The 23,559-nt window shown below is 61.3% G+C and carries 22 protein-coding genes and 1 tRNA gene; all 23 read left to right on the forward strand.

What is annotated here, in order from left to right:
- The first annotated feature begins 176 nt into the window (after window positions 1-176).
- The 23 genes from dgt to EIH26_RS05175 all read left to right on the forward strand — a co-directional run bounded on the left by dgt (window position 177) and on the right by EIH26_RS05175 (window position 23,515).
- Window positions 177-1,256, forward strand: a complete 1,080-nt coding sequence (dgt, locus tag EIH26_RS05065; RefSeq protein WP_124061177.1) for a dGTP triphosphohydrolase — start codon at window positions 177-179, stop codon at window positions 1,254-1,256.
- 30 nt (window positions 1,257-1,286) lie between these two features.
- Window positions 1,287-1,976 (forward strand): AzlC family ABC transporter permease, encoded by a 690-nt coding sequence (locus EIH26_RS05070; RefSeq protein WP_124061178.1) that lies wholly within the window; start codon window positions 1,287-1,289, stop codon window positions 1,974-1,976.
- Window positions 1,973-2,308 (forward strand): AzlD domain-containing protein, encoded by a 336-nt coding sequence (locus EIH26_RS05075; protein WP_124061179.1) that lies wholly within the window; start codon window positions 1,973-1,975, stop codon window positions 2,306-2,308. Before EIH26_RS05070 ends, EIH26_RS05075 begins: the two co-directional genes overlap by 4 nt.
- Before the next feature lie 181 nt (window positions 2,309-2,489).
- The gene (rplS, locus tag EIH26_RS05080; RefSeq protein ID WP_124061180.1) at window positions 2,490-2,837 is read left to right on the forward strand and encodes a 50S ribosomal protein L19; all 348 of its coding nucleotides are present in this window, start codon (window positions 2,490-2,492) and stop codon (window positions 2,835-2,837) included.
- Window positions 2,838-2,911: 74 nt separating this feature from the next.
- Window positions 2,912-3,709: a ribonuclease HII gene (locus tag EIH26_RS05085; protein ID WP_241152764.1), complete on the forward strand. Its 798-nt coding sequence runs from the start codon at window positions 2,912-2,914 to the stop codon at window positions 3,707-3,709.
- Between the two features lie 139 nt (window positions 3,710-3,848).
- Window positions 3,849-4,289 carry a YraN family protein gene (locus EIH26_RS05090; protein ID WP_206424675.1) on the forward strand — a complete coding sequence of 147 codons (441 nt, stop codon included), beginning with the start codon at window positions 3,849-3,851 and terminating at the stop codon, window positions 4,287-4,289.
- Window positions 4,286-5,782, forward strand: coding sequence for a YifB family Mg chelatase-like AAA ATPase (locus tag EIH26_RS05095; RefSeq protein WP_124061181.1), 1,497 nt, complete (start codon window positions 4,286-4,288; stop codon window positions 5,780-5,782). Before EIH26_RS05090 ends, EIH26_RS05095 begins: the two co-directional genes overlap by 4 nt.
- Before the next feature lie 38 nt (window positions 5,783-5,820).
- Complete coding sequence (dprA, locus tag EIH26_RS05100) at window positions 5,821-6,741, forward strand: DNA-processing protein DprA (RefSeq protein ID WP_124061182.1); 921 nt, start codon at window positions 5,821-5,823, stop codon at window positions 6,739-6,741.
- A 52-nt stretch (window positions 6,742-6,793) separates the two neighbouring features.
- Entirely contained in the window at window positions 6,794-8,197 is a 1,404-nt protein-coding gene (gene trmFO / locus EIH26_RS05105; protein WP_124061183.1) for a methylenetetrahydrofolate--tRNA-(uracil(54)-C(5))-methyltransferase (FADH(2)-oxidizing) TrmFO, read from the forward strand.
- Window positions 8,194-9,138, forward strand: a complete 945-nt coding sequence (locus EIH26_RS05110; protein WP_124061184.1) for a tyrosine recombinase — start codon at window positions 8,194-8,196, stop codon at window positions 9,136-9,138. Before trmFO ends, EIH26_RS05110 begins: the two co-directional genes overlap by 4 nt.
- 171 nt (window positions 9,139-9,309) lie before the next feature.
- Window positions 9,310-12,207: an excinuclease ABC subunit UvrA gene (gene uvrA, locus EIH26_RS05115; protein ID WP_124061185.1), complete on the forward strand. Its 2,898-nt coding sequence runs from the start codon at window positions 9,310-9,312 to the stop codon at window positions 12,205-12,207.
- A 56-nt stretch (window positions 12,208-12,263) separates the two neighbouring features.
- Complete coding sequence (locus EIH26_RS05120; protein WP_124061186.1) at window positions 12,264-12,791, forward strand: GNAT family N-acetyltransferase; 528 nt, start codon at window positions 12,264-12,266, stop codon at window positions 12,789-12,791.
- Between the two features lie 47 nt (window positions 12,792-12,838).
- Window positions 12,839-13,123: a hypothetical protein gene (locus tag EIH26_RS05125; RefSeq protein ID WP_124061187.1), complete on the forward strand. Its 285-nt coding sequence runs from the start codon at window positions 12,839-12,841 to the stop codon at window positions 13,121-13,123.
- A 196-nt stretch (window positions 13,124-13,319) separates the two neighbouring features.
- Entirely contained in the window at window positions 13,320-15,326 is a 2,007-nt protein-coding gene (gene uvrC, locus EIH26_RS05130) for an excinuclease ABC subunit UvrC (RefSeq protein ID WP_124061188.1), read from the forward strand.
- 12 nt (window positions 15,327-15,338) lie between these two features.
- A complete protein-coding gene (rapZ, locus tag EIH26_RS05135; protein WP_124061189.1) occupies window positions 15,339-16,289 on the forward strand; it encodes an RNase adapter RapZ in 951 nt (316 codons plus the stop codon).
- The gene (yvcK, locus tag EIH26_RS05140; RefSeq protein ID WP_241152765.1) at window positions 16,289-17,347 is read left to right on the forward strand and encodes a gluconeogenesis factor YvcK family protein; all 1,059 of its coding nucleotides are present in this window, start codon (window positions 16,289-16,291) and stop codon (window positions 17,345-17,347) included. The genes rapZ and yvcK overlap by 1 nt, the downstream gene beginning before the upstream one ends.
- Window positions 17,326-18,249, forward strand: coding sequence for a DNA-binding protein WhiA (gene whiA / locus EIH26_RS05145; RefSeq protein ID WP_124061191.1), 924 nt, complete (start codon window positions 17,326-17,328; stop codon window positions 18,247-18,249). Before yvcK ends, whiA begins: the two co-directional genes overlap by 22 nt.
- Window positions 18,250-18,333: 84 nt before the next feature.
- Entirely contained in the window at window positions 18,334-19,335 is a 1,002-nt protein-coding gene (gap, locus tag EIH26_RS05150) for a type I glyceraldehyde-3-phosphate dehydrogenase (RefSeq protein WP_124061192.1), read from the forward strand.
- 71 nt (window positions 19,336-19,406) lie between these two features.
- Window positions 19,407-20,594 (forward strand): phosphoglycerate kinase, encoded by a 1,188-nt coding sequence (pgk, locus tag EIH26_RS05155; RefSeq protein ID WP_124061193.1) that lies wholly within the window; start codon window positions 19,407-19,409, stop codon window positions 20,592-20,594.
- A 32-nt stretch (window positions 20,595-20,626) separates the two neighbouring features.
- On the forward strand, window positions 20,627-21,397 hold the full coding sequence (gene tpiA, locus EIH26_RS05160) for a triose-phosphate isomerase (protein ID WP_124061194.1): 771 nt from the start codon (window positions 20,627-20,629) through the stop codon (window positions 21,395-21,397).
- The gene (gene gpmI / locus EIH26_RS05165) at window positions 21,394-22,962 is read left to right on the forward strand and encodes a 2,3-bisphosphoglycerate-independent phosphoglycerate mutase (RefSeq protein WP_124061195.1); all 1,569 of its coding nucleotides are present in this window, start codon (window positions 21,394-21,396) and stop codon (window positions 22,960-22,962) included. The genes tpiA and gpmI overlap by 4 nt, the downstream gene beginning before the upstream one ends.
- Window positions 22,963-23,104: 142 nt before the next feature.
- Window positions 23,105-23,359: a preprotein translocase subunit SecG gene (gene secG, locus EIH26_RS05170; protein ID WP_124061196.1), complete on the forward strand. Its 255-nt coding sequence runs from the start codon at window positions 23,105-23,107 to the stop codon at window positions 23,357-23,359.
- Window positions 23,360-23,426: 67 nt separating this feature from the next.
- Window positions 23,427-23,515: transfer RNA gene (locus EIH26_RS05175), tRNA-Leu, on the forward strand.
- Window positions 23,516-23,559: the final 44 nt, after the last annotated feature.

Genomic DNA, 23,559 nt, shown 5'->3' on the forward strand with positions numbered 1-23,559 from the left:
GTCGTTCGGGTTTCTTCGTACGGTTAAATCCTATTATACATCTAGGTAAAGTAAAGATAAAAAACGATCATCCACATATTCTTGAAGCGAACGGGATGGGTCGGCGATTGCGGGTGTTTCATTTTTTGTCTATCATCGGGTAAGATGCCGTCAAGCTACCATGCGAAGGAGGGCTTATGCGCATTATCGGGAGGGAAGACCAACAGTTTCGCGAACGCGACATGCTGGGTGGCGATGCGATGCTCTCTTCGGAAAGCGAAGGGCGCGATCGCTCTTCTGCGTCCGACATCCTTCGCAACGATTTCCAGCGCGATCGCGATAAGATCCTCCACTCCAAGGCGTTTCGTCGTCTGTCGCACAAGACCCAGGTCTTTCTGGCAGTCGAGGGAGATCATTACCGAACGCGCCTCACCCATACCCTCGAGGTGTCCCAGATCTCGCGCACGATCGCCCGCGCCCTGTCGTTGAACGAGGATCTGACCGAGGCCATTGCTCTCGGTCACGACCTGGGACATACGCCGTTTGGCCATGCCGGAGAGGCCGCTTTGTCCGACTGCCTTGCGCGCAGGGAGGGGTTCGAGTTGGACGGCCCGTCGTTTGCGGGCAGCGGGGATCGCTCCCATCTGCTGTTTCATCACAACCGTCAGAGCTTGCGCGTGGTCGAGGTCATCGAGAACGGCGGGGCGGGACTGAATCTGACGGCCGAGGTTCGTGATGGGATCGTGTGCCACAGCGGTAATCTGCGCGCCGAAACGCTCGAGGGGCGCGTGGTCGCCATTTCCGATCGAATCGCGTACGTGAATCACGATATCGACGATGCGATCAGGGCGGGGCTGTTGTCTGAGGACGATCTGCCGGAGTCCACGCATGCAGTTATCGGGGGCGATCACTCGGCGCGCATCGAATCGCTCGTGCTCGATCTGGTTGAAACGTCGGCGACGTTCGGCGACATCCGTATGTCGGATCCTATGTGGTCGGCCATGATGGAGCTTCGCTCGTTCCTGTTCGATTCGGTGTATACCAGCTCTGCGGTCAAAACGGAGGCGGATAAGGCGTCTCGTCTGATAGGGCTTTTGTTCCAGCATTACGTCGATCGTCCCGACGAGGTGCCGGGCGAGTACCGCGATATCGCGCGCGGAGACGCGGTGGTTGCGGCGGTCGACTACATCGCGGGGATGACCGATCGGTTCGCGCGCGACAGCTTCCACGACATTTTTTCGCCCCGTTCGCTGCGGGCGAACGAATTGGCTTCCTAGTGCAGCTTCTTCGTCCTATAATAAATCCCTATGCATTCGAGAGATAACATACAGGCGGCCTTCGGGGCGGCTTTTCCGATCGTGCTCGGTTACGTGGCCATCGGGATTCCGTGTGGCATCCTCAGCTCGTCTATCGGGATGAACGCCCTTCAGGTTCTTATGATGTGCCTGCTCCTGTATTCGGGGGCGGGTCAGTTCATGCTTCCGAACATGTGGCTCGCCGCCTCGCCGGTCGCTTCGATCGTAGCGAGCGTATCCCTGGTGAACATGCGCCATATCCTGTACTCGACCTCCATCACGTCGTGGGTGAGAGACGTTCCCCGTCCGCTTTCGTGTTTCTTTGCAGCCACCATCACCGATGAGAGCTTCGGTGTGAACATGAACCGCTTCCTTGCGGGGGGCTGGTCGGTTGAACGAGCCACCTTGGTGAATTGCTTTTCATGGTCGTCCTGGACGCTTTCGTGCGTGGCGGGCACCTTCATCGGCGATGCCCTGAACATTCCTCTTCCCATAGCGGCGTTCGCGATGACGTCCATTTTCATCTGCCTGATGGCCACCCAGAAGATGACGCCGTCCAACGTTGTCGCCATAGTCGCGGCCGTTGCGGGCGTGTTCGCGTGCAAGCTGGTCGGACTGTCGGGTCCGTCGATTCTGCTGGGGGCCACGTTCGGCGTCGCCGCCGCCATCGCATTTGACAGGTTGAGGGAGGTTGTGCGATGAGCGCTCCTATCACCTGGCCCGATTTCTTCATCATCCTGGCTGTTACCGCATCGTGCATGCTTGCGAGCCGCGTGCTTCCCATGATGCTTCTGAAGGGCAGAGAGCTCCCTACGCGCGTGTCCGATGCGTTGGGCTATATTCCCCCTGCGGCGTTTGCCGCCCTGGTTGCAAACGATCTCCTTGCGCCGGGAATGTTCGACGCGGGCCTTTGGCCTGCGGGAGCCCCCCTTGTGGCGGCGTTGGCGGTAGTGGTGGTCGCGCGCCTTACGAAATCGCTGCTCTGGTGCGCGTTGACCGGCATCGCCGCGTACCTGCTGCTTATGATGATCTGAGGTTCGCCCCTCTTTTTCTTCGATCGCTGGTATAATCGGTCGGGCGAGGCTCGCTTATGCGTGAAATGAGCAGGTCTAAAATGCTCTTGCATAGGGGGCGCTATGGCGATATACTACCTAATCGCGTCTTAAGCAGATTGCAAAACGGCTTTCAAGTTTTACCATATAGAAGGAAACAGACATGGATATCATTCGCGCTATCGAACAGCAGCAGTTCAAGCAGGATCTTCCTGTTTTTCACGTGGGCGACAACGTGAAGGTTCACTATCGCATCACCGAGGGTAACCGCGAGCGTATCCAGGTTTTCCAGGGCGACGTCATCCGTCGTCACGGCGAGTCCAGCCGCGAGACGTTCACGGTTCGCAAGATGAGCTTCTCCATCGGCGTCGAGCGCACCTTCCCCGTGCATTCTCCCAAGATCGACAAGATCGAGGTCGTGCGCCAGGGCGATGTTCGCCGCGCCAAACTGTACTATCTCCGCGACAAGGTCGGCAAGGCCGCCAAGATCAAGGAGAAGTCGTTCCGCTAGGAGCCGTTGTTTTCTCAAGCCCATGCTACGGCGTGGGCTTTTTTCTTTTCTCGACGAAATTCAAGGGAGTCGATGTGGGCGAAGCAGACAGTCGGATGACGGTGGGGCAGATCAAGGTGATGCTGGCGAAAGCCGATCGAATGTGTTTCGAACAGCTTGAACGGGAGTTCTTCGACGATGCGCGAAAGGGGGTGGCGATCGCCTTTGCGGCGGCGCGCAAGCGCATCGAGCGGGAGGAGCGCGAGTGCGCGCGCCTGGAAGGGCTCTACCGCTTCGAGCGCGATCTTGCTGCCGATCACGGGGCGTCCATTGTCGTGGGGTTGGACGAGGTGGGGCGCGGGCCTTTGGCGGGTCCTCTCACGGTCGGCGCGGTCGTTCTGGATCCTTCGACGATCATCTGCGGCCTGAACGATTCCAAACAGGTTAAACCCGAGGATCGGCCTGCAATGGCCCAGGCGATCAGAGAAACGGCGCGTGCGTGGAGCATCCAGCATATCCAGCCTGACGAAATCGACGCTGCGGGCATGTCCGCTTCGCTTCGCGTTGCGTTTTCGCGCGCCATCGCCGATATCGAGCGACGGGGAGTCATTCCCGATTTGGTTCTTATCGACGGAAATCCCCTTGGAATCGATAGGCGCGAGGTTAATGTGGTCAAAGGTGACGCCACCTGCGCCTCGATCGCCGCAGCTTCGATCATAGCGAAGGTCCAACGCGATGCCCTGATGGTCGAATACGCGCGCCAGTACCCGCATTACCGGTTCGATGAATGCAAAGGGTACGGATCTGCGGCTCATATCGAAGCGATCGGGCTGCACGGGCTGTCCCCGATACATCGGAAGAGCTTCTGCAGGTCTTTCTGTTCAAACGGCTAGAATCAAGCTCTCTTGTTCGGTCGGACGGTCACGACTTTCGTTCGAAGCCGTGCTTGCTATTCGATTCATGTCCGATCGATGCCGGTTGGAGATTCGTCGGATTGCGCGCCTACTCTCTTTTCGGATGAAAGGAGACGGCATGGCTGCAAACATGGTTGAGGAAACGCCGGACGACCGGTTCGATTCGGACGAGCATAGGCCAGTCTCGGACATGGACCCCCATGAGTTGGGGCTTCGAGGGGAGCGAGCCGCAGAGCGCTATCTGCGTATGCGCGGCTATGAAATCGTCGAGAGGAACTGGACGTGCTTTGCAGGCGAGGCGGACCTCATAGCGCGCGATGGCGATTGCATCGTATTTGTCGAGGTGAAGACCAGATCGAATCTGAGCGTGGGTTTGCCCGAGGAAGCGGTTGACGCTCATAAGAAGGCGCGTTACGAGAAAATCGCGGCATGCTATCTCAGGGAGATGGATTGCGGGATCGATGAGGCTCCCGTTCGATTCGACGTGATCGGCCTTCTGGTGGTATCCCGCGATCGCGCGCTGGTTCGCCATCACATTAACGCGTTTGGGCGGCCATGAGCGCGCGATACGGTCGCTGCACGGTTCTGTCTGCGGGTTTGCGAGGGGTCGAAGCAATGCCCGTCGAGGTCGAGGTGTCGGTTTCGCCGGGACTTCCGGGATTCTACATCGTGGGGTTGGCAGACGCGGCCGTTCAGGAATCCAAGGAGCGCGTTCGCGCGGCCCTGAGGGCGGTTGGTTTTTCCATGCCGGGGGATCGCGTGGTGGTCAATCTCGCCCCGTCCTTTCTTAAAAAGCGGGGAACGGGGTTCGATTTGGCTATCGCTTTGGCGGTGCTGGTTGCTTCGGGGCAGGTCCCCGCACAGTTCGTCGAGGGCAGGATGTTCGTCGGCGAGTTGTCGCTTGAGGGGTCGGTTCGTCCGATCGACGGGATTCTGGCCTGCGCCGTGAAATCTGCCGAGATCGGAATCGAATTCGTCTGCGCGGATGCCCCGGAAAGACTGGTCGAGGTCGAAGGGGCGCGGTTTCGGTACATGAGATCGCTTTCGGCGGCGCGTAGCGGCGATATCGGTTTTCTGACGTGCTGCCCAAGCGAGCGTTTCGGGGCGTTGTCGGATTATGCGGATGTTTCGGGGAACTCGTTTGCAAAGCGCGCTTTGCAAATCGCGGCGGCGGGATCGCACGGTTTGCTCATGATCGGTCCGCCGGGGTCGGGAAAGACCATGCTCGCTTCGCGGCTTCCCTCGATCCTTCCCGAGCTTGATAAGCGATCGGCGTTGGAATCGGCGCTGATCCATTCGGTCGCGGGAAACGACATCTCGTCGATCCTCTCGGGAGCAAGGCCCTTTCGGGCGCCTCATCACAGCGCGAGCGCGGCAGGGCTTGTGGGCGGTGGATCTCCGCTGCGCCCCGGGGAGATCTCCCTTGCGCATAACGGAGTTCTGTTCTTGGACGAGCTTGCGGAGTTCAGATCGTCTGTTCTCCAAGCACTGCGACAGCCTTTGGAGGAAGGGCGCATCACCATCACGCGGGCCGATGGAAACACGACGTTTCCGGCTCGATTCATGCTTGTTGCCGCTTCGAACCCGTGTCCGTGCGGCTATCTGGGTGATCTCGAGCGTACCTGCACCTGCACGCCTTCGCAGATTGCTTCGTACCAAGCCAGAGTGGGCGGTCCTCTGCTCGATCGGTTCGACATGCAGATCGATGTGAGACGGGTGCCGCCGCACGAGATCATGAGCCTCGATCGAACGGAGTCGTCGTCATGCCTCAAGGAGGGGGTATCGAAAGCTCGCCGCTTTGCGGCGTGGAGGAAAGGGCGCTATCCATGCGATCGGTCGACCCGGGGGGTCGTGGAGTCGTGTCGCATGCGGGACGACGATGCCGAGTTCTTTGCCTCTGCCGCGCGGACTCATGCGATGAGCGGGCGCGGGATGGCGCGTGCTTTGTCGGTTGCGCGAACCATCGCGGATATGGCCGAACGGGAATCGGTGAACCGTTCAGATCTCTGTGAAGCCTTGGGGTTCAGGCTGAGGAGGGCCGGAAAGATATGAGCGGTGCATAGGATGGGAGGCGAGCAGTGATAGGGTCGATGCTGGAAGGAGACCGCTTCGTCATCGAGCGGGAAGGCCCCTTGTTCCCGGAAAGCCTCAGAAGCGTACGAAGGCCTCCTCGGCGCCTGTTCGTGGTTGGGAATCCGCATGCGCTTGAAGAAGGGCTGGCGGTGATCGGGGCGCGCCACGCAACTCCGTACGGCAGAGGATGCGCGGCGCGCTTCTCCCGTAAAGCTGCCGAACGGGGAATCGTCATCGTATCGGGGGGAGCCCGAGGGTGCGACGCCGAGGCTCACCGCGCGGCTGTCGGAGCGCGTTCGAAAACCGTGGTGTTTCTGGGCGGCGGATGCGACCGTTTGTATCCAAGCGAGCATCGGGCGCTGTTCCAGAGCGTGATCGATGCGGGCGGCGCGATCGCGTCGGAGCATGAGTGGGGTACCGAGCCGCGCCCGTACATGTTCCGAGAGCGCAACAGGCTGATCGCCGGGTTGGCCAGAGCCGTGCTCATCGTCGAAGCCGGCATGCCGTCGGGAACGTTTTCGACAGCTGACGAAGCTCTTGAAATGGGAAAAACGGTGCTTGTGGTTCCGGGGGCCATCACTTCGGCGTATTCGAGGGGATCCAACCGCCTTTTGTACGACGGCGCCGTGCCCGTTATCGATGACGAGACGTTCGAAGACCAGATGGCGGCCGCGTTCGGTCTGTTGCGAAGCGAGGCGGTTGCAGCCGAAGGCGAAGGAGGCGTCGGCGGATGCGCTTCGGTTCGAGATGGCGGAGAGGTGCTGGACGCTCTGTCGGCCGAACCGCTTTCGTCAGAAGAGTTGTGCGCGCGGTTCGCTTCGCGCGGATCCTTCGACCGGGTGCGCAGTTGGATCATGGAGGAAACCGTGAAGGCCGAGGCATGCGGGCTGATTGCGCGACAGCCTGATGGGAGGTGGGCTGCTGTGGTAAGGGGGTGATCACCGCTGAAAGGACGGGCGTCTGCCGGCTCACGCGGTGGCTTCGGAGCTCATGCGCTACACTGTCGGTATGGATAAAACGATTGCGATAGTCGGTGCGGGCCTTGCAGGTACCGAAGCCGCACTCCAACTCGCTTCGCGCGGGTTCGAGGTCTCCCTCTACGAAATGAGGCCCCATACCGGCACTCCGGTTCACACAACGGGGCGCTGCGCCGAGCTCGTATGCTCCAACTCGTTGAAAAGCACCAAGCCCGAGAGCGCCGCGGGCATGCTGAAGGCCGAATTGCGCCGCCTCGGTTCGTTCGTCTACGCCGCTGCGCTCAAGACGCGCGTGGCGGCGGGCGGGGCGCTTGCGGTCGATCGCGACGCGTTCAGCTCGATGCTCGACGACCAGGTGCGCCTGCATCCGAATATCAAGTTGGTCGAAGGCGAGGTCGAAAGCCTGCGTTCCATCGCCCGAACGGCTGCTGCGATGGTGGTTGCAACCGGACCGCTCACCACCGATGCCCTCGCGGCCGATCTGTCTTCGATAACCGGGTCGGATCGCCTGTCGTTCTTCGATGCCGCGGCTCCCATCGTCATGGCCGACTCCATTGATTACGGCAAGGTCTTTCGTCAGAGCCGCTACGAAGACGCCGGCGAGGGGCCCGACGGGCGGGGGGATTACCTCAACGCGCCGTTCACGCGCGAGGAATACGAGGAGTTCGCGAACTGCCTGCTGGAGGCCGAGCGCGTCATTCAGCGCGATTTCGAGACCAAGGATCTCTTTCAGGCTTGCCAGCCTATCGAAGAGATCATGCGAAAGGGAATCGACGCTCCGCGCTTCGGTCCGCTTAAACCCGTGGGCCTTACCGATCCGCGCACGGGTCGGCGCCCGTACGCAGCGCTTCAGCTCCGCGCCGAGAATGCGCAGATGACCGCCTACAACCTGGTTGGCTTTCAGACCAACCTGCGTTTCGCCGAGCAAAAGCGCGTGTTCAGCATGATTCCGGGTTTGGAAAGCGCCGAGTTCGTCCGATTCGGCGTCATGCATCGCAACACCTTCATCGACGCTCCCCGTCTGCTCAATTCCGATCTTTCCCTGCGCGGTGGGACGATCGAGGGCGCTGCGGTCTATGTCGCCGGACAGCTGGGTGGAACGGAGGGGTACTGCGAGGCCGTCCGCTCGGGCCTTCATTGCGCGCTGTCCATCGCGGCCCGCTTAAAGGGAATCGAGCTGCCCGCCCTTCCCGCCGAGACCGCGTTCGGGGCCCTGGTGCGCTATGCGACCGATCCTCAAACCGAGAACTATCAGCCCATGCACGTCAACTTCGGCATCATGCCCCCTCTGTCCGAGCGGGTAAGAAACAAGGGCCTGCGCTACGCCGCCTATGCGCAGCGGGGCGCGCTCGCGCTCGATGGGTACGTTCACCAGCTTGAAGGGGCGGGTCTCGCGCAGCGGGAGGGTTCTCGATGAGCGAAGGCGATTCGGATGCTTTGCCATCCGCAACGGCGTACGTCGATCGTTTCTGTGCGTCGTTGCGTGCCGAGCGCAACAGCTCCCCGCATACGCTGAGGGCGTATCGCAAAGATATCGCGGCGTATCTTGCGTGGTGTGAAAGAAGCGATCGAGACTTCCTCTCGATCGACCATCGGGGCCTGCGGCTCTACCTCTCCGAGCTTTCCGAGGCGCGCTATGCTCGCTCGACCACGAATCGCATGCTGTCGTCGATTCGGGCCTTCTACCGCTGGCTTTTGATCGAGGGCGTTATCGTGTCGGATCCGGCGTCGGTTCTGCAGGGCCCGCGCCAAGGGGCAAGGCTGCCCCGCGTTCTCAAGCCGCAGGAGATGGCGCAGCTGCTGGGTGTGAACGCAACGGACGTCCAAGCGGGATCTATCGGCAAGGCCGAGGCTGTTCGCATGCGCGATCAGGCTATTCTCGAGTTTCTCTACGCATGCGGCGCGCGCATCTCAGAGACGTCGGAGCTGCGCAACGACCTGGTCGATTTTTCCCAATGCCAGGTGAAGGTGGTGGGGAAGGGGCGAAAGGAGCGCATCGTTCCCCTTCACGCCCTGTGCCTCGATTCCATGATGAAGTACCGTCGCCTCGCCCGCCCGGTGCTTTTGAACGGTGCCGACAGCGAGTTCTTCTTCGTGTCCACACGCGGCAACCAGATGAAGACCGATGCGATGCGCAAAATGTTCAAGCAGGCGCTTGTCCAGGCGGGTCTCCCCTCGGACATCACGCCTCACGATATGCGCCACACCTTCGCAACCGATGTGCTTGCGGGCGGCGCCGATCTGCGCAGCGTGCAGGAGATGCTGGGCCACGCATCGCTTTCGACCACGCAGATATACACCCACCTTACCGTCGAGCGCCTTCGCCAGGCCCATAAGGCGGCGCATCCCCGCTCGTAGGCAAAAGGCGAACAAAAAGCGGTTTTTAAAAGACTGCGTTACAAGACGGCTCCTTCTCTGCGCCCAACGGTAGAATTCGAGTATTGCGCGGGTGTCCCGCCAGAACGCGACGGGCGTTTCGATCCCGCAACGGGGCTCTCGCGTGTCGAGTTGTGAAAGAAGAAGGTCCACATGGGTCAAAGCGAAATCGTCATCAAGGGCGCTCGCGAGCATAATCTGAAGAACGTCGATCTCTCCATTCCGCGCGACAAGCTGGTCGTCATTACGGGTCTGTCCGGTTCGGGGAAATCCAGTCTCGCTTTCGACACGATGTACGCCGAGGGTCAGCGTCGCTACGTCGAGAGCCTGTCGAGCTATGCGCGCATGTTCCTCGGGCAGATGAGCAAGCCCGATCTGGACAGCATCGACGGACTTTCCCCCGCAGTGTCCATCGATCAGAAGACCACCAGCAGAAACCCGCGATCCACGGTGGGCACCACAACCGAGATATACGATTATCTGCGCCTTCTGTACGCGCGTGTCGGCGTGCCCCATTGCCCCGAATGCGGGCGCGTCATCCAGAAGCAGACCACCGATCAGGTAACCGACGAGATCTTGAAGCTCGCCACCGATCAGGCCGACAAGGCCATCGTCATGGCTCCTATGGTCGAGGGCAAGAAAGGGGAGTTCACCCGCCTGTTCGCCGATCTCGGTCGCGAGGGGTTCGCCCGCGTGCGCATCGATGGGCAGATCGTTCGCCTTACCGGCGAGGAAATCGTGCTGAACAAGAAGATCAAGCATTTCATCGAAGTGGTGGTCGATCGCGTGTCCCTTAAAGCGTCGGCCACGACGCGTATCGCCGAAGCGGTGGAGACCGCAACCTCGCTTGCCGATGGTCGCGTGCTGGTTCAGGTGATCGGCAAAAGCGGAGATCAAGACGTTGCTTCGAAGAAAACATCGTCGGGGGCCACGGGGGGTCTCGCCGAAAACGAGCATATGTTCTCGCTGGCTTTGGCCTGCCCCGAGCATGGGCACTCCATAGCCGAGCTTCAGCCGCGCGACTTCTCCTTCAATGCGCCGTACGGTGCCTGTCCGGATTGCCTGGGCTTGGGCAGCAGGGAAGAGGTCGATCCGGCGCTGGTGGTTCCCGACTGGTCGCTGTCGCTGAACGAAGGAGCGGTCGCCCCGTTCAAAACGGGCAACTACTATCCCCAGGTTCTGGTGGCCGTGGCGCAGCATCTGGGAGCCGATGCCGACACCGCATGGGAGGATATGCCCGAAAAGGTTCGCGACGGGTTGATGAACGGCGTGCCCGGACGCGTGCGCGTCGATTATGTGACCGTCGATGGACGTGAAACCTACTGGTACATCGAGTGGGGCGGAATCATCAAGGCGATCGAAGATAAGCTGAAAGAGGCGTCGAGCGATCGCCAGCGCGAGAAGCTGGAGGCTTACTTCGCCACGATTCCGTGCCATACCTGCAAGGGTCGCCGACTGCGTCCCGAGATCCTGGCCGTCACCATCGAGGGCAAGTCGATCATCGATGCCTGCGAGATGAGCGCGCTTGACTCGCTGCGGTTTTTCCAATCCCTCGCGTTTAAGGGCGCTGACGAGAAGATCGCGGGGCCGATCGTCAAGGAAATCGTCGCGCGCTTGAAGTTTCTCGTCGATGTGGGCCTGGACTATCTGACCCTCGAACGCGCAACCGCCACGCTTTCCGGTGGAGAGGCCCAGCGCATTCGCCTGGCAACCCAGATCGGCGCGGGCCTGACGGGTGTGCTCTACATTTTGGACGAGCCGTCCATCGGGCTGCATCAGCGCGACAACGAGCGTCTGATCGAGACCCTTCGCCATCTGCGCGATTTGGGCAACACGGTGGTGGTTGTCGAACACGACGAGGATACGATACGCGCCGCCGACTTCGTGGTCGATATGGGACCGGGTGCGGGCGAGCATGGCGGCGAGGTGATCGCGGCGGGTACGCCCCAACAGGTTATCGATACCGTGGGTTCGGTGACGGGAGACTACCTCAGCGGCAGGAAGCGCATCGAGGTGCCTTCCGAGCGCCGAAGCCCCAATCGCGGCAAACTGCGGCTCACGGGGGCTTCGGAGAACAACCTGAAAGACGTTTCGCTCGATGTCGAGTTCGGCACGCTGACCGTCATCACGGGCGTGTCTGGTTCGGGGAAAAGCTCGCTTATCACCGACACCTTGGCCCCGCTTCTGGCCAACCGCGTGAACAGGGCTCGCCGGCGAACCGGCGCCTACAGAAAGATTGCGGGCGTGGATAAGATCGACAAGGTCATCAATATCGATCAGAGCCCCATCGGTCGCACGCCGCGCTCCAATCCCGCCACCTACGTTGGCTTGTGGGACGATATTCGCGCCCTGTTCGCCTCGACGCAGGAGGCCAAGGCGCGCGGGTATTCGCCCGGGCGCTTCTCGTTCAACGTGAAGGGCGGCCGCTGCGAGGCGTGCAAAGGAGACGGCCAGATCAAGATCGAGATGCACTTCCTTCCCGATATCTACGTGCCGTGCGAGGTGTGCAGCGGCGAGCGCTACAACCGCGAGACGCTGCAGGTTACGTATCGCGGCAAGAACATCTCCCAGGTGCTTGACATGACCGTGGACGATGCGTTGGGGTTCTTCGAGAACATTCCGGGCATCAGGCGCAAGTTGCAGACGCTTCACGACGTAGGTTTGGGCTATATCCGTCTGGGCCAGCCGGCCACCACGCTGTCGGGAGGCGAGGCCCAGCGCGTCAAACTGTCAAGCGAGCTGGACAAGCGCCAAACGGGCAAAACCTTCTATATACTGGACGAACCCACCACGGGGCTGCATTTCGAGGACGTGCGCCAGCTGCTTGCAGTGCTGCAGCGCCTGGTGGATGCGGGTAACACCGTTTTGGTCATCGAGCATAATCTCGATGTGATAAAATCTGCCGACCGAATAGTCGATCTCGGTCCCGAAGGGGGTTTCCGCGGGGGGACCGTGGTGGCGGCGGGCACGCCCGAAGAGGTCGCCCGTGTGGCCGAAAGCCATACCGGCCGGTTCTTGCGGCCCCTGCTCGGTATCGAATCAGAGCGTTAGGGGATCTCGGCATTCAAGCGCGCCGAGTTTTGCAATTCACAGTGCGGGAGGCGTTCATGGAGCTGCGCAAAGTCGAGCTATCCGAGCTCGATCGGGTGATGGATGTATACGAGGACGGTCGTCGGTCCCTTGCAAAGCTGGGTATCGATCAGTGGCAGCATGGGCGCCCCTCGCGTGCGATGTTGGAAGCCGATATCGTCAACGGAGAGCTGTTCGCCTGCGTCGAGGACGGTGCGGTTCTCGGGTACGTTATGTTCAGCTTGCGCGGCGACGCAGACTACGATCGACTCGAGGGCAGCTGGCTGTCAGAGGGCGATTCGGCGAATCCCGACTACGGCGTGGTCCACCGTTTGGTGGCCGATTCCCGTACGGGTCGCCGAGGGGTTGCCTCGTTTTTGATGGGGCAGGTCGAGGAACTGGCCCGTGCTGCTGGCGTGAAGGGCGTGCGGCTTGACACCCATCCCGGCAACATCCCCATGCGTCGTCTTCTGGCCAAACTGAGCTACACGAAGTGCGGCGCCTTCCATCTGGTGGGTTGTCCCGAGCCGGTGACCGAGCGCTACGCCTACGAGAAGCTTGTGTAAGTCCGCCAGGCGCGTCTGCGCGCGGTTACCGTTTCTGGGGCGGCGGCGTGGCCACGGTGGAGGACTACCATGACGCCCTCGTGGCTTCGGCCTGTTGCGGGCGCCACGGCCTCGGCCTCGCCCTCGTGGGTTACAATCTCGATGGGTACGAGGACTGGTGGTCGGCGGTGAGTGCACTGAAGCGCTGCCAGGCTCCCGTCGATCGGGACACGAAGTGCGAGGGCTTCGTCTTCGGCGGCGAAGCTGCCGTATCGCGAGGCGATTTCTTGAACCTGCCTTTTTGGCCGCCGTCTCCTCCTTACTGGGATCTTGTGGATCCTTGTGAGCCTTGATTAGTTCGGAGGATAATCGCGCGATATCCGAAAGCGATGGTCGCGTCCCTGAATCTGGGATTGAATGAGATCAGGGTTTCGGGGCGCGGCTTTTTACCAGCATCCTCTTGCGTCCTTTGATCTTTTTCCGATAGTTGACGGTTTCAGCTAGGGCGCGGATCGCGTGTGCCTCGAGGCGCTTTGCTATACTGCGCCTATGACCGATAAGAACGACTCACTCTCGAACCCTTCCGCTTCCGGCGCATCTGCACAATTATCTGCCCGAAAGATCGAACGCATCAAGCGGGAGCTTGACAGCGTGCCCGCGCTGCCGGGCTGCTATCTGTGGAAGAATGCGGAAGGCGAGGTCATCTACGTCGGCAAGGCGAAGCAGCTGCGCGCCCGCATGCGCCAGTACGTGAACTTCCAGGACGACCGCGCCAAGATTCCCCTGCTGGTCGATCAGATACACTCGTTCGAATACCTGGTGGTCGACAACGAGCACGAGTCGTTGGTTCTGGAGAAGAACCTCATCAAGCAGCATGCGCCCTTCTTCAACGCCGACTTCAAAGACGACAAGTCCTATCCGTTCATCGCGCTTACCAAATCCGACGTGTTTCCCGCGATCAAGTACACGCGCGAGCGTCATCGAGCCGGGACGCGGTACTTCGGGCCCTTTACCGACAGCCGTGCGGCGCGCAATCTCGTTGATATAGCGAGGCGAATCGTTCCTATCTGCGCGTCGTCGTGCGCCGACTGGCGGCGGCTTTCGCGCAGCCTCGAGCGCAGCGATGGGGCGACGACGGCGTCGTCGCGCCCGTGCTTCGACTGTCACGTGGGGCTGGGTCCGGGAGCCTGCTGCGGACGCATCACCCCGGAAGAGTACGCTGAAAACGTCAAGAAGATCGCGCGGTTCCTGGATGGGCAGCATCGCGAGTTCGTAGACGAGCTGTCTCGGGAGATGGCCCAAGCCGCCGAAAACCTCGAGTTCGAGCGCGCCGCGCGGATCAAGGACCGCATCGATACCATCAACTCGCTCACCGACAAGCAGCGCGCCGTTTCCTCGCATGCGCTCGATGCCGATGTGGTGGGCATCGAGCGCGAGGAGACGGTTGCCGGCGTGCACGTTCTGATGGTGCGGGAGGGCCGCATCGTCAACTCGAATGAATTCGTGCTGAACCGCGGACGCGACGTGCCCGACGAAGACCTGCTGCACATGTTCCTGCTGCGCTACTACGATGCGACGACGTCTATTCCTCGCGAGGTTGTCGTGCGCAACATGCCCGAGGATGCCGAGGTCATGGGGGAGTGGCTTACCGGAAAGCTTTCCAGCGCGCACGGGGCGAAGGTGCGCTTCGTCGCGCCGAAGAAAGGCGAGCGCGCCGAGCTGGTGGAGCTGGCCGAGAAAAACGCCAAGCATACCCTCATGCGCTACAAAGTGCGCACCAACTACGACGATAAGCGCATCAACGAAGCGCTTATGCAGCTGGAAAGCGCTTTGGCGATGGACGGTCCGCCCTACCGTATCGAATGCTTCGACATCTCCACCATTCATGGCAGCTACACCGTCGCCTCCATGGTGGTGTTCACCAACGGGCGGCCCGATAAGAACCAGTACCGCCGTTTCAAGATAAAGACCCCGCTTTCCGAAGCCAACGACTTCCTCAGCATGCAGGAGGTGATGAAGAGGCGCTACGCGCCCGAGCGCATGGCAGACCGCCGCTTTGGCTCTAAGCCCGACCTTATCATCTTGGATGGAGGAAAACCTCAGCTCAACGCCGTTCTTCAGATGTTCGGGGAGATGGGGGTCGACGACATCGCCCTTGCCGGTCTGGCCAAGCGCGACGAGGAGCTGTTCGTTCCCTGGCAAAACGCGGGGCCGGTCGTCCTTCCGGGCGGATCGGCCTCTCTGTACCTGGTCAAGCAGGTACGAGACGAAGCCCATCGCTTTGCGATCACGTTCCATCGAGAGCTGCGCGGCAAAGGTATGACCGCCAGCATTCTCGATGACGTCGCGGGGCTGGGGCCCGTGCGCAAAAAAGCGCTTCTGGGGCATTTCAAATCGTTCAAACGGTTGAAGGAGGCCTCGCTCGACGACATCTGCGCCGCGCGCGTTGTTCCCAACGAGGTGGCAGAAGAGCTGTTCGCGGTCTTGCGGCAGTATAATAGGGATGTAGCGGAGCGCGCGACGGATGCGTCGGGCACCGCGGACGGCGAGGAGTAAGGAGTGCTGGGTATGGGCGATCGCGACGTCGCGCTTGAAAACCTCGAGGTGGTCATCGTGAGCGGAATGAGCGGTGCGGGCCGCACCGAGTCGATGCGCGTGTTCGAGGATCTGGGATACTACTGCGTCGATAACCTTCCCCCCGTTCTCATCGGAAACCTCATCGACATGTATCGTGCTCACGGGATCGAGGGGAAGCCCGGCAAGCTCGCGTTCGTGTGCGATGCCCGCACGGGAGATTTCTTCGAGGCGATGCACACCGAGCTGGAGAGTCTGAAAGGCAAAGGGGTGAACTACCGCATCGTGTTCCTCGACGCCGAGGACGAAAAGCTTATCTCCCGCTACAAGTCCAGCCGTCGGCGCCACCCTCTGTGCGGAGACGGAGCCACCATCTCGCGCGGCATCGAGCGCGAACGCGACGTGCTGTTCGAGCTGAAGCAGGCCGCGACGTTCGTGATCGACACCACCAACCTGCTGCCCGCCGAGTTGCGCGCGAAGATTCGCGAGCTGTTCTCCGACGGCTCTCCTGCGCAGGGGCTTTCGGTCACGGTGTACTCGTTCGGGTTCAAACACGGAGCGCCCGCTGACGCCGACGTCGTCATCGATGTGCGTTTTCTCCCCAACCCCTATTACGAGAGCCGGTTGAAGTACCTCACCGGTCTCGATCAGCCGGTGCGGGACTACGTGCTGTACAACGAAGAGACCGAGAAGTTCTTGCGCCGCTGGGAGGCTCTGCTCGACTGCGTCATGCCGGGGTACGTGTCCGAGGGCAAGCAGCAGCTCGCCATTGCGGTGGGCTGTACGGGCGGTCAGCATCGCAGCGTCGCCCTGGCCGAGGTGACGGGCGATTACCTTTCGTCGAAGGGGTACCGCGTAAGCGTTGCCCATCGCGATCTGAAGCTGGCGGTGCGCCGCGACGGCTCGGTTACCGTGGCCGACGTGAGCGCGAGCGCGAACGACTGATGATGAGAAGAGACCGTCAGGCCGAAGAGGCCTTCGTTCACGATCCGTCCGCAACCGCCGTCTTCGCCGTGCTGAAGGATCTGTCGGGTTCGATCCTTCCCAAGCGTCGCTTCAAGGCGGTTGTTATCGGAGGGGGAACTGGGGCTCCGGTTTCCATTCGCACCTTGCTGTCGATGGGGGTGAAGACGTCTGCGGTCGTCGCGATGGCCGACGATGGGGGTTCGACCGGCATCCTGCGTACGGAGGCGGGGGCGACGGCACCGGGCGATATTCGCAAGTGCCTTACCGCCATGGCGTCCGATTCCGCCGATCCGTTCACCGAGGCGTTCAAGATCCGCTTCACCTTCGCCGGGAACCACACGTTGGGCAATCTCGTGCTGTCTGCACTCGAAGCGACGACGGGGAGTTTTCCCGAAGCCATCGCCATTTGCGAGAAGATGCTGGGTGCGCGCGGTCATGTGTATCCCTCCACGCTCGAGCGCATCATTCTCGAAGCCGATACGACCGACGGCCACACCGTGTGCGGTCAGGCTGTGGCGTCGCATTCGCGCGCCCCGCTTTCGCGCGTGCGTCTTTCGTCCGAAGAGCCCATAGCAGCCTACCAGCCTGCCGTGCAGGCGATCGAGCGGGCCGATCTGATCGTGCTCGGTCCGGGGTCTCTGTTCACCTCCATCATCCCGAACCTGCTGGTTCCGGGTATCGTGGAGGCGATCTCCCGTTCGGCGGCCCCGGTCGCATTCGTGTGCTCGCTTGCCGACGTCCAGGGAGAAACGCGCGGGATGTCGGTTACCGACCATGTGCGCGCCTTGGAAGACCACGGCATGATCGGGCTGGTCGATTTCCTTATCGCCAACGCGCCGTCCGATCTGCCCGATCGCGGCGAAGGCGTGCGCCCCGTGCTGCTCTCGCGCGCCGAGGCGGCCTGCGTCGAGGCGCGGGGCATCCAGGTGATCATGCGCGACCTGGCCGATCATAAAGCGGTGACCTGGCATGATCCTCTTCGTCTGCGCGAAGCGTTCGAGGAGGTGCTGCACAGATGTCGTTCGCCTCGGATGTGAAGGAAGAGCTTGCGCGCGTCGCTCCCGAATGCTCGCATTGCGGTCGGGCGGTGCTTGCGGCGCTGGTGCGCGTCGAAGGGACGCTGCTTCTGCGCGGTCCGGGACGCTACGGGCTTGAGATCTCGACCGATATCGCCGCGGTTGCGCGGTGCGTCATCACGCTGTCGCACGAGCTGTACGGTCTCGAGACCAACCTCGTCATTCGGCGCAGCGTTCTCCATAAGACGCCGAACTACCTCATTCGCTTTGCCGATCAGGAAAACCTCGCGGAAGCGCTGCGCGATATGGGGGTGTTCGGCGAAGAGGGCCTTATGCGGGGCCTTGCGCCCCAGCTCGTCTCCAAGCGCTGCTGCGCTTCGGCCTATCTGCGCGGCGCCTTCATGGGAAGCGGCTTCATCGCCAATCCGCGCGGCGATTTCCACTTCGAGATCACGCTCGAATCGCGCGAGCTTGCCGAGGATCTGGTGGCGCTCATGGACGGTGCCGGCATTCATGCGCGCATCATGCAGCGGCGCAGCTCGTACATGGTCTACCTGAAAAGCGGCGAAGCCATCCTCGAGTTTCTGGCTTACGTTCATGCGAACCAGGCGGCGCTCGATATGGAAAACGCGCGCGTCGTGAAAAGCGTGCGCAACGACGTGAACCGCATGACCAATGCCGAGATGGCCAACGCCACGAAAGCGGCGAACGCTTCGGTCGATCAGATCTACGCCATGCGACGCGTGCTCGAAACGCACGGCCCCGAGAAGCTTCCTCCTGCGTTGCGCGAGATCATCCAGCTAAGGGTGAAGTATCCTGACGCCACGCTGAAGGAATTGGGCGAGCGGGCCGATCCCCCGCTGTCCAAATCCGCCGTTTATCATCGCGTCCGCCGAATAGAAGCGCTCGCTCGCAAATCTTGATGTTTCCAACGCGTTACAATGGCTGCGCGCATTCTGTGCGCTGAATACGTGAGAACAGATCTGTCATTCAACGAAAGGGGAGCAATGGCAACCAAGGTAGGCATCAACGGCTTCGGACGAATCGGTCGGCTTGTCTATCGTGCGATGGCAAACGATCCGGAGGTCGAGATCGTTGTGATCAACGACCCTGGTAGCATCGAGGCCATGGCCCATCTGCTGAAATACGACTCCGTGCACGGCCGCATGTTCGATAGGATCGAGATCGACGGGGACAGCCTCGTGGTCGACGGCCATCCCTCCCGGGTGTTCGGTACGCGCAACCCCTCCGAGATTCCCTGGGGCGATCTGGGAGTCGATGTCGTTGTCGAATCCACCGGTCATTTCACCGACGCTCACGCAGCGCGCGCCCATATCGAGTCGGGTGCGAAGAAGGTCGTCATCACCGCTCCCGGGAAAAACGTGGACAAGACTATCGTCGTGGGCGTGAACGAAGGCGACTACGACAAGGACGTCGATAGCATCGTGTCGAACGCGTCGTGCACCACCAACTGCCTTGCCCCGTTTGCCAAGGTCCTGCTGGACGGCTTCGGAATCAAACGCGGATTCATGAACACCATCCACGCCTACACCAACGACCAGAAGATCCTCGATCTGCCGCATAAGGACCTGCGCCGCGCCCGTGCGGCTAACCTGTCGGTGATTCCCACCACCACCGGTGCCGCCCGTGCGGTTTCTCTCGTTCTCCCCGAGCTCAAGGGCAAGTTCGACGGGTTCGCCACGCGCGTGCCCACCCCCGACGGATCGATGGTCGATCTGACGGTCGAGCTCGAACGCGACGTTACCGTTGACGAGGTGAACGCTGCCATGAAGGCCGCCGCCGAAGGTCCGCTGAAGGGTATCCTCCAGTATCTCGACGAGCCTCTGGTCTCGTGCGATATCGTGGGCAATCCCCATTCGTCCATCTTCGACTCCCAGCTCACCATGGTTCTGGGGGGACAGGGCAACCTGGTGAAATGCGTTGCCTGGTACGACAACGAGTGGGGTTACTCCCAGCGCGTAAAGGATCTTGTCAAGATCATGCTCTAGGCACTTCGCTCGGGCGGCCTCGGGGTCGCCCGATTGCTTTTGCAGACCGTTTGCATGAAAAGGAAACCCGTATGACCACCATCAACTCCATCGATCGGCTCGACGCCTCCGGCAAGCGCGTTTTGGTGCGCGTCGATTTCAACGTTCCGGTTAAAGACGGCCGCGTTACCGACGACACGCGTATCAGAGCCGCGCTTCCCACCATCGAGCGGCTAATCGAACAGGGCGGGCGCGTAGTGCTCATGAGCCATCGGGGCCGTCCGTCGGGCGAAGGGTTCGAGGAAGACTTTTCGTTGAAGCCCGCGGCCCAGCGCTTGTCCCAGCTTGTGGACGCCCCTGTGCGCATCGCAGACGACATTGCGGGCCCGGATGCTCTCGCCAAGGCCGAAGCGCTTGCGCCCGGCGAGATCCTCGTGGTGGAGAACCTTCGTTTCGACCAGCGCGAGAAACGCAACGATCCGGGATTCTGCGCCGAGCTGGCCAGGTTGGGCGAGGTGTACGTGAACGACGCGTTCGGTACGGCGCACCGGGCCCATGCTTCGACGGCAGGCGTGGCCGAGCTGCTTCCGGCTTATGCGGGATACCTCATGGAGCGCGAGGTGTCTACGCTCACGGGTATGCTCGCATGCCCCGATCGTCCCTTCACGGCGGTGCTGGGGGGCTCGAAGGTTTCCGACAAAATCCAGGTTATTGATGCGCTGATGGAAAAGTGCGACACGCTTGTCATCGGAGGCGGCATGTGCTTTACGTTCCTGGCGGCCCAAGGTTACGAGGTCGGCTCGTCTCTGTGCGAGCGCGATTTCGTCGAGCGGGCCGCCCAGATGATCGAGGCAGCGCGTGAAAAGGGGGTTCAACTGCTGCTTCCCGTCGATGTGGTTGCGGCCGACCGGTTCGCCGAAGATGCCGACGCGGTGACGGTCGGCGTCGATTCCATCCCCGAAGACCGTATGGGGCTCGATATCGGCCCGAAGACCGCAGAGATCTACGGCGAGGCGTGCCGGAAGGCGGCCACGGTGTTTTGGAACGGACCGATGGGTGTGTTCGAGATGGATTCGTTTGCGGCGGGAACCCGTGCGGTTTCCGAAGCCATCGCCGAGAACCGTGCCGGAGTCACCATCATCGGCGGCGGCGACAGCGTGGCGGCTGTCAACAAGTTCGATCTGGCCGACCGCATGACGTTCATCTCGACCGGCGGCGGCGCCTCGATGGAGCTTGTCGAGGGCAGGGAACTGCCCGGCGTGGCGGCGCTGTATCGTTAGCCTATCAAGCAGTCTTATAGAAAGGGGCATTCGTGCGCATACCTCTGATCGCGGGCAACTGGAAGATGAACAACACCATTCCCGAAGCGGTGGTGCTGGCTCAAGATATCTGCAACAACTTCGAGCGGGGCTGGGCAGACGAGGTCGATGTGCTGGTGTGCCCTCCTGCGCTCGACATCAAACCGGTGAAAACCGTGTTCGAATTCGACCGTGTTAAGGTCGAGGTGGGCGCCCAGAACGTGTACTGGAAGAAAAGCGGTGCGTTCACGGGAGAGCTTTCCTGCGACATGCTGGCTTCGGCGGGATGCTCGGCGGTTATCGTCGGTCATTCCGAGCGCCGCACCCTGTTCGGCGAAACCAACGAGGATGTCAACCTCAAGGCGAAGGCGGTGCTTGCCGCGCGCATGATGCCTATTGTCTGCGTGGGTGAATCGCTGTTCGTGCGAGAGGCGGGTGAGGCGGTGGAGTACGTGTGCTCCCAGGTAGATGCGGCCCTTGCCGGTATCGACGATATCGATGCGCGCAGCTGCGTCATCGCTTATGAGCCCGTATGGGCCATCGGAACGGGTCGCACGGCCACTCCCGAGCAGGCCCAGGAGATCTGCGCGGCCATTCGCGGCGTGCTCGTTCGCCGCTATGGGTCGGATGCGGCCGAGGCCGTGCGCGTTCTGTACGGAGGATCGGTGAACGTGGGCAACATCGAGCTGCTGATGGCCCAGCCCGACATCGACGGGGGCCTGGTGGGCGGTGCCAGTCTCGATGCAAAAGGGTTCCTGTCGCTGGTAAGGGCGTGTGTGCGATGACGTGGGAGCGTAAGAGCGCCGAAGACCGCGCCGCATACGCGCTTCCCGCCGCGCTCATCATCATGGACGGGTTCGGACTTGGCGAGGCGGGTCCGGGAAATGCGATTTCGCTCGCTTCCACCCCCGTGCTCGACAGGGTGTTCTCCACCTGCTCGATGACGAAGCTCGACGCGTCGGGCGAGTCGGTGGGCCTGCCCGACGGGCAGATGGGCAATTCCGAGGTGGGGCATCTCAACATCGGTGCAGGACGCGTGGTTCATCAAGAGCTTTCGCGCATCAATCTGGTCTGTCGCAACGGCGGGCTTGCCGAGAACCCCGTTTTGCAGGCTGCCTTCGACGCGGGGAGCAAGCCGGGTGCGGTGCTTCATTTCATGGGGCTTCTGTCTGACGGCGGGGTCCACTCCTCCAACGAGCATCTGTACGCTTTGATAAGAGCCGCTAAGGATCACGGCGTTCAGCGCGTTGCGGTTCATTGCTTCATGGACGGGCGCGACGTTGCGCCCAAAAGCGGTGCGGGGTTTGCGTCCGATTTGGAATCGGTTCTGTCCGACTTGTCGGACGACGGCTTTTCCGCGCGCATCCACTCGATATCGGGGCGCTATTACGCGATGGATCGCGACAATCGGTGGGAGAGGATCGAGCTTGCCTACGACGCGCTCGTCGGTGCCCGCCCGCTGAGCGATCTTTCGCCCGCCCAGGTGCTGGCGGCATCGTACGAGCGCGGCGTTACCGACGAGTTCGTGGTGCCGGTTGCCTTCGACGAGCGCGGCGTGCGCGACGGGGATGCCGTGGTGTTCTTCAATTTCCGTCCCGATCGGGCCCGTCAGATTACCCGGGCGTTCGTAGACGAACGCTTCCGGGGGTTCGATCGCGTCCGCCTTCGCGATCTGTCGTTCGTCTGCCTTACCGAGTACGATCCGACCATCGACGCGCCCGTCGCCTTCCCGAAGACCTTTCCGGAAAACGTGCTGGCCGACGTGCTGTCCGAAGCGGGTCTCGCCCAATACCATATTGCGGAAACCGAGAAGTACGCGCATGTCACGTTCTTTTTGAATGGCGGCCGCGAACAGCCCAAGGAAGGCGAGGTGCGCAAGCTCATCGCCAGTCCGAAGGTAGCAACCTACGATCTCAAGCCGGAGATGAGCGCTCCTCTGGTGGCCGATGCTCTTGCCGCGGCCATCGACGCCGACGAGGCCGACGTCTATATCGTGAACTTCGCCAACTGCGACATGGTGGGCCATACCGGCGTCATTCCGGCGGCGGTGTCTGCCGTCGAGGCGGTCGATAGGGCGGTAGGACAGGTTCTGGAAGCGCTCGAGCGCAGATCGGGTGTGGCCCTCATCACCGCCGATCATGGGAATGCCGACAAGATGGTGGCCGAGGACGGCACGCCCATGACCGCGCATACCACCGCGCTTGTGCCGTTGGCGCTGGTCGATTATTCGGGAAGGGGCCTTGCGCTGTGCGATCGCGTTGGATCGCTGTGCAATTTGGCGCCTACGTTGCTTGATATGATGGGGGTGAGCAAACCTCCCGAGATGACGTCTGACAGTCTTCTTGCCTGATGGGCGGAGTATCGCATACCGAGCTCATCTGTGGAGGGATGGTCGATCTTCGGTTTGTTTCTCGAAATCGACCCCTCGCGCCGGTTTGTTTCTAATATAATCTCCAAGTTGTTGTACGAGGCAATCTGAAAGTAGAGTCGCTGTGAACCCTCTTCTGGTTATCCTGCTCATACTCCTGATCGTTTCCGGTTTGGGCCTTATCGTGTTCATCCTGCTGCATTCGGGCAAGGGGACGGGCGTGTCCGACATGGTCGCCAGCGCCGTGTATTCGTCCCAGACCGGTACCAGCATTGTGGAGAAGAATCTCGACCGCATCACCATTGCGCTCGCGATTATCTTCATGCTCGCGCTCGTCGCGCTGATGTTCGTGTACCCCCAGGGAACGATTTCCCGTTAGAAATTGTTACTTCACAAGCGGCGTCGTTTCGGTTATAGTTACCAGCGTTGCTTTTGAAGCGGCATTCGTCGGAGTGGTGGAACGGCAGACACGCTAGCTTGAGGTGCTAGTGCCCATATCTCGGGTGTGCGGGTTCAAATCCCGCCTCCGACACCAGAAACAAGAAACGCGGACCCTTTGGGGGTTCGCGTTTTTCTATC

It is taken from the genome of Gordonibacter sp. Marseille-P4307, assembly GCF_900604965.1.
Classification (GTDB): domain Bacteria; phylum Actinomycetota; class Coriobacteriia; order Coriobacteriales; family Eggerthellaceae; genus Berryella.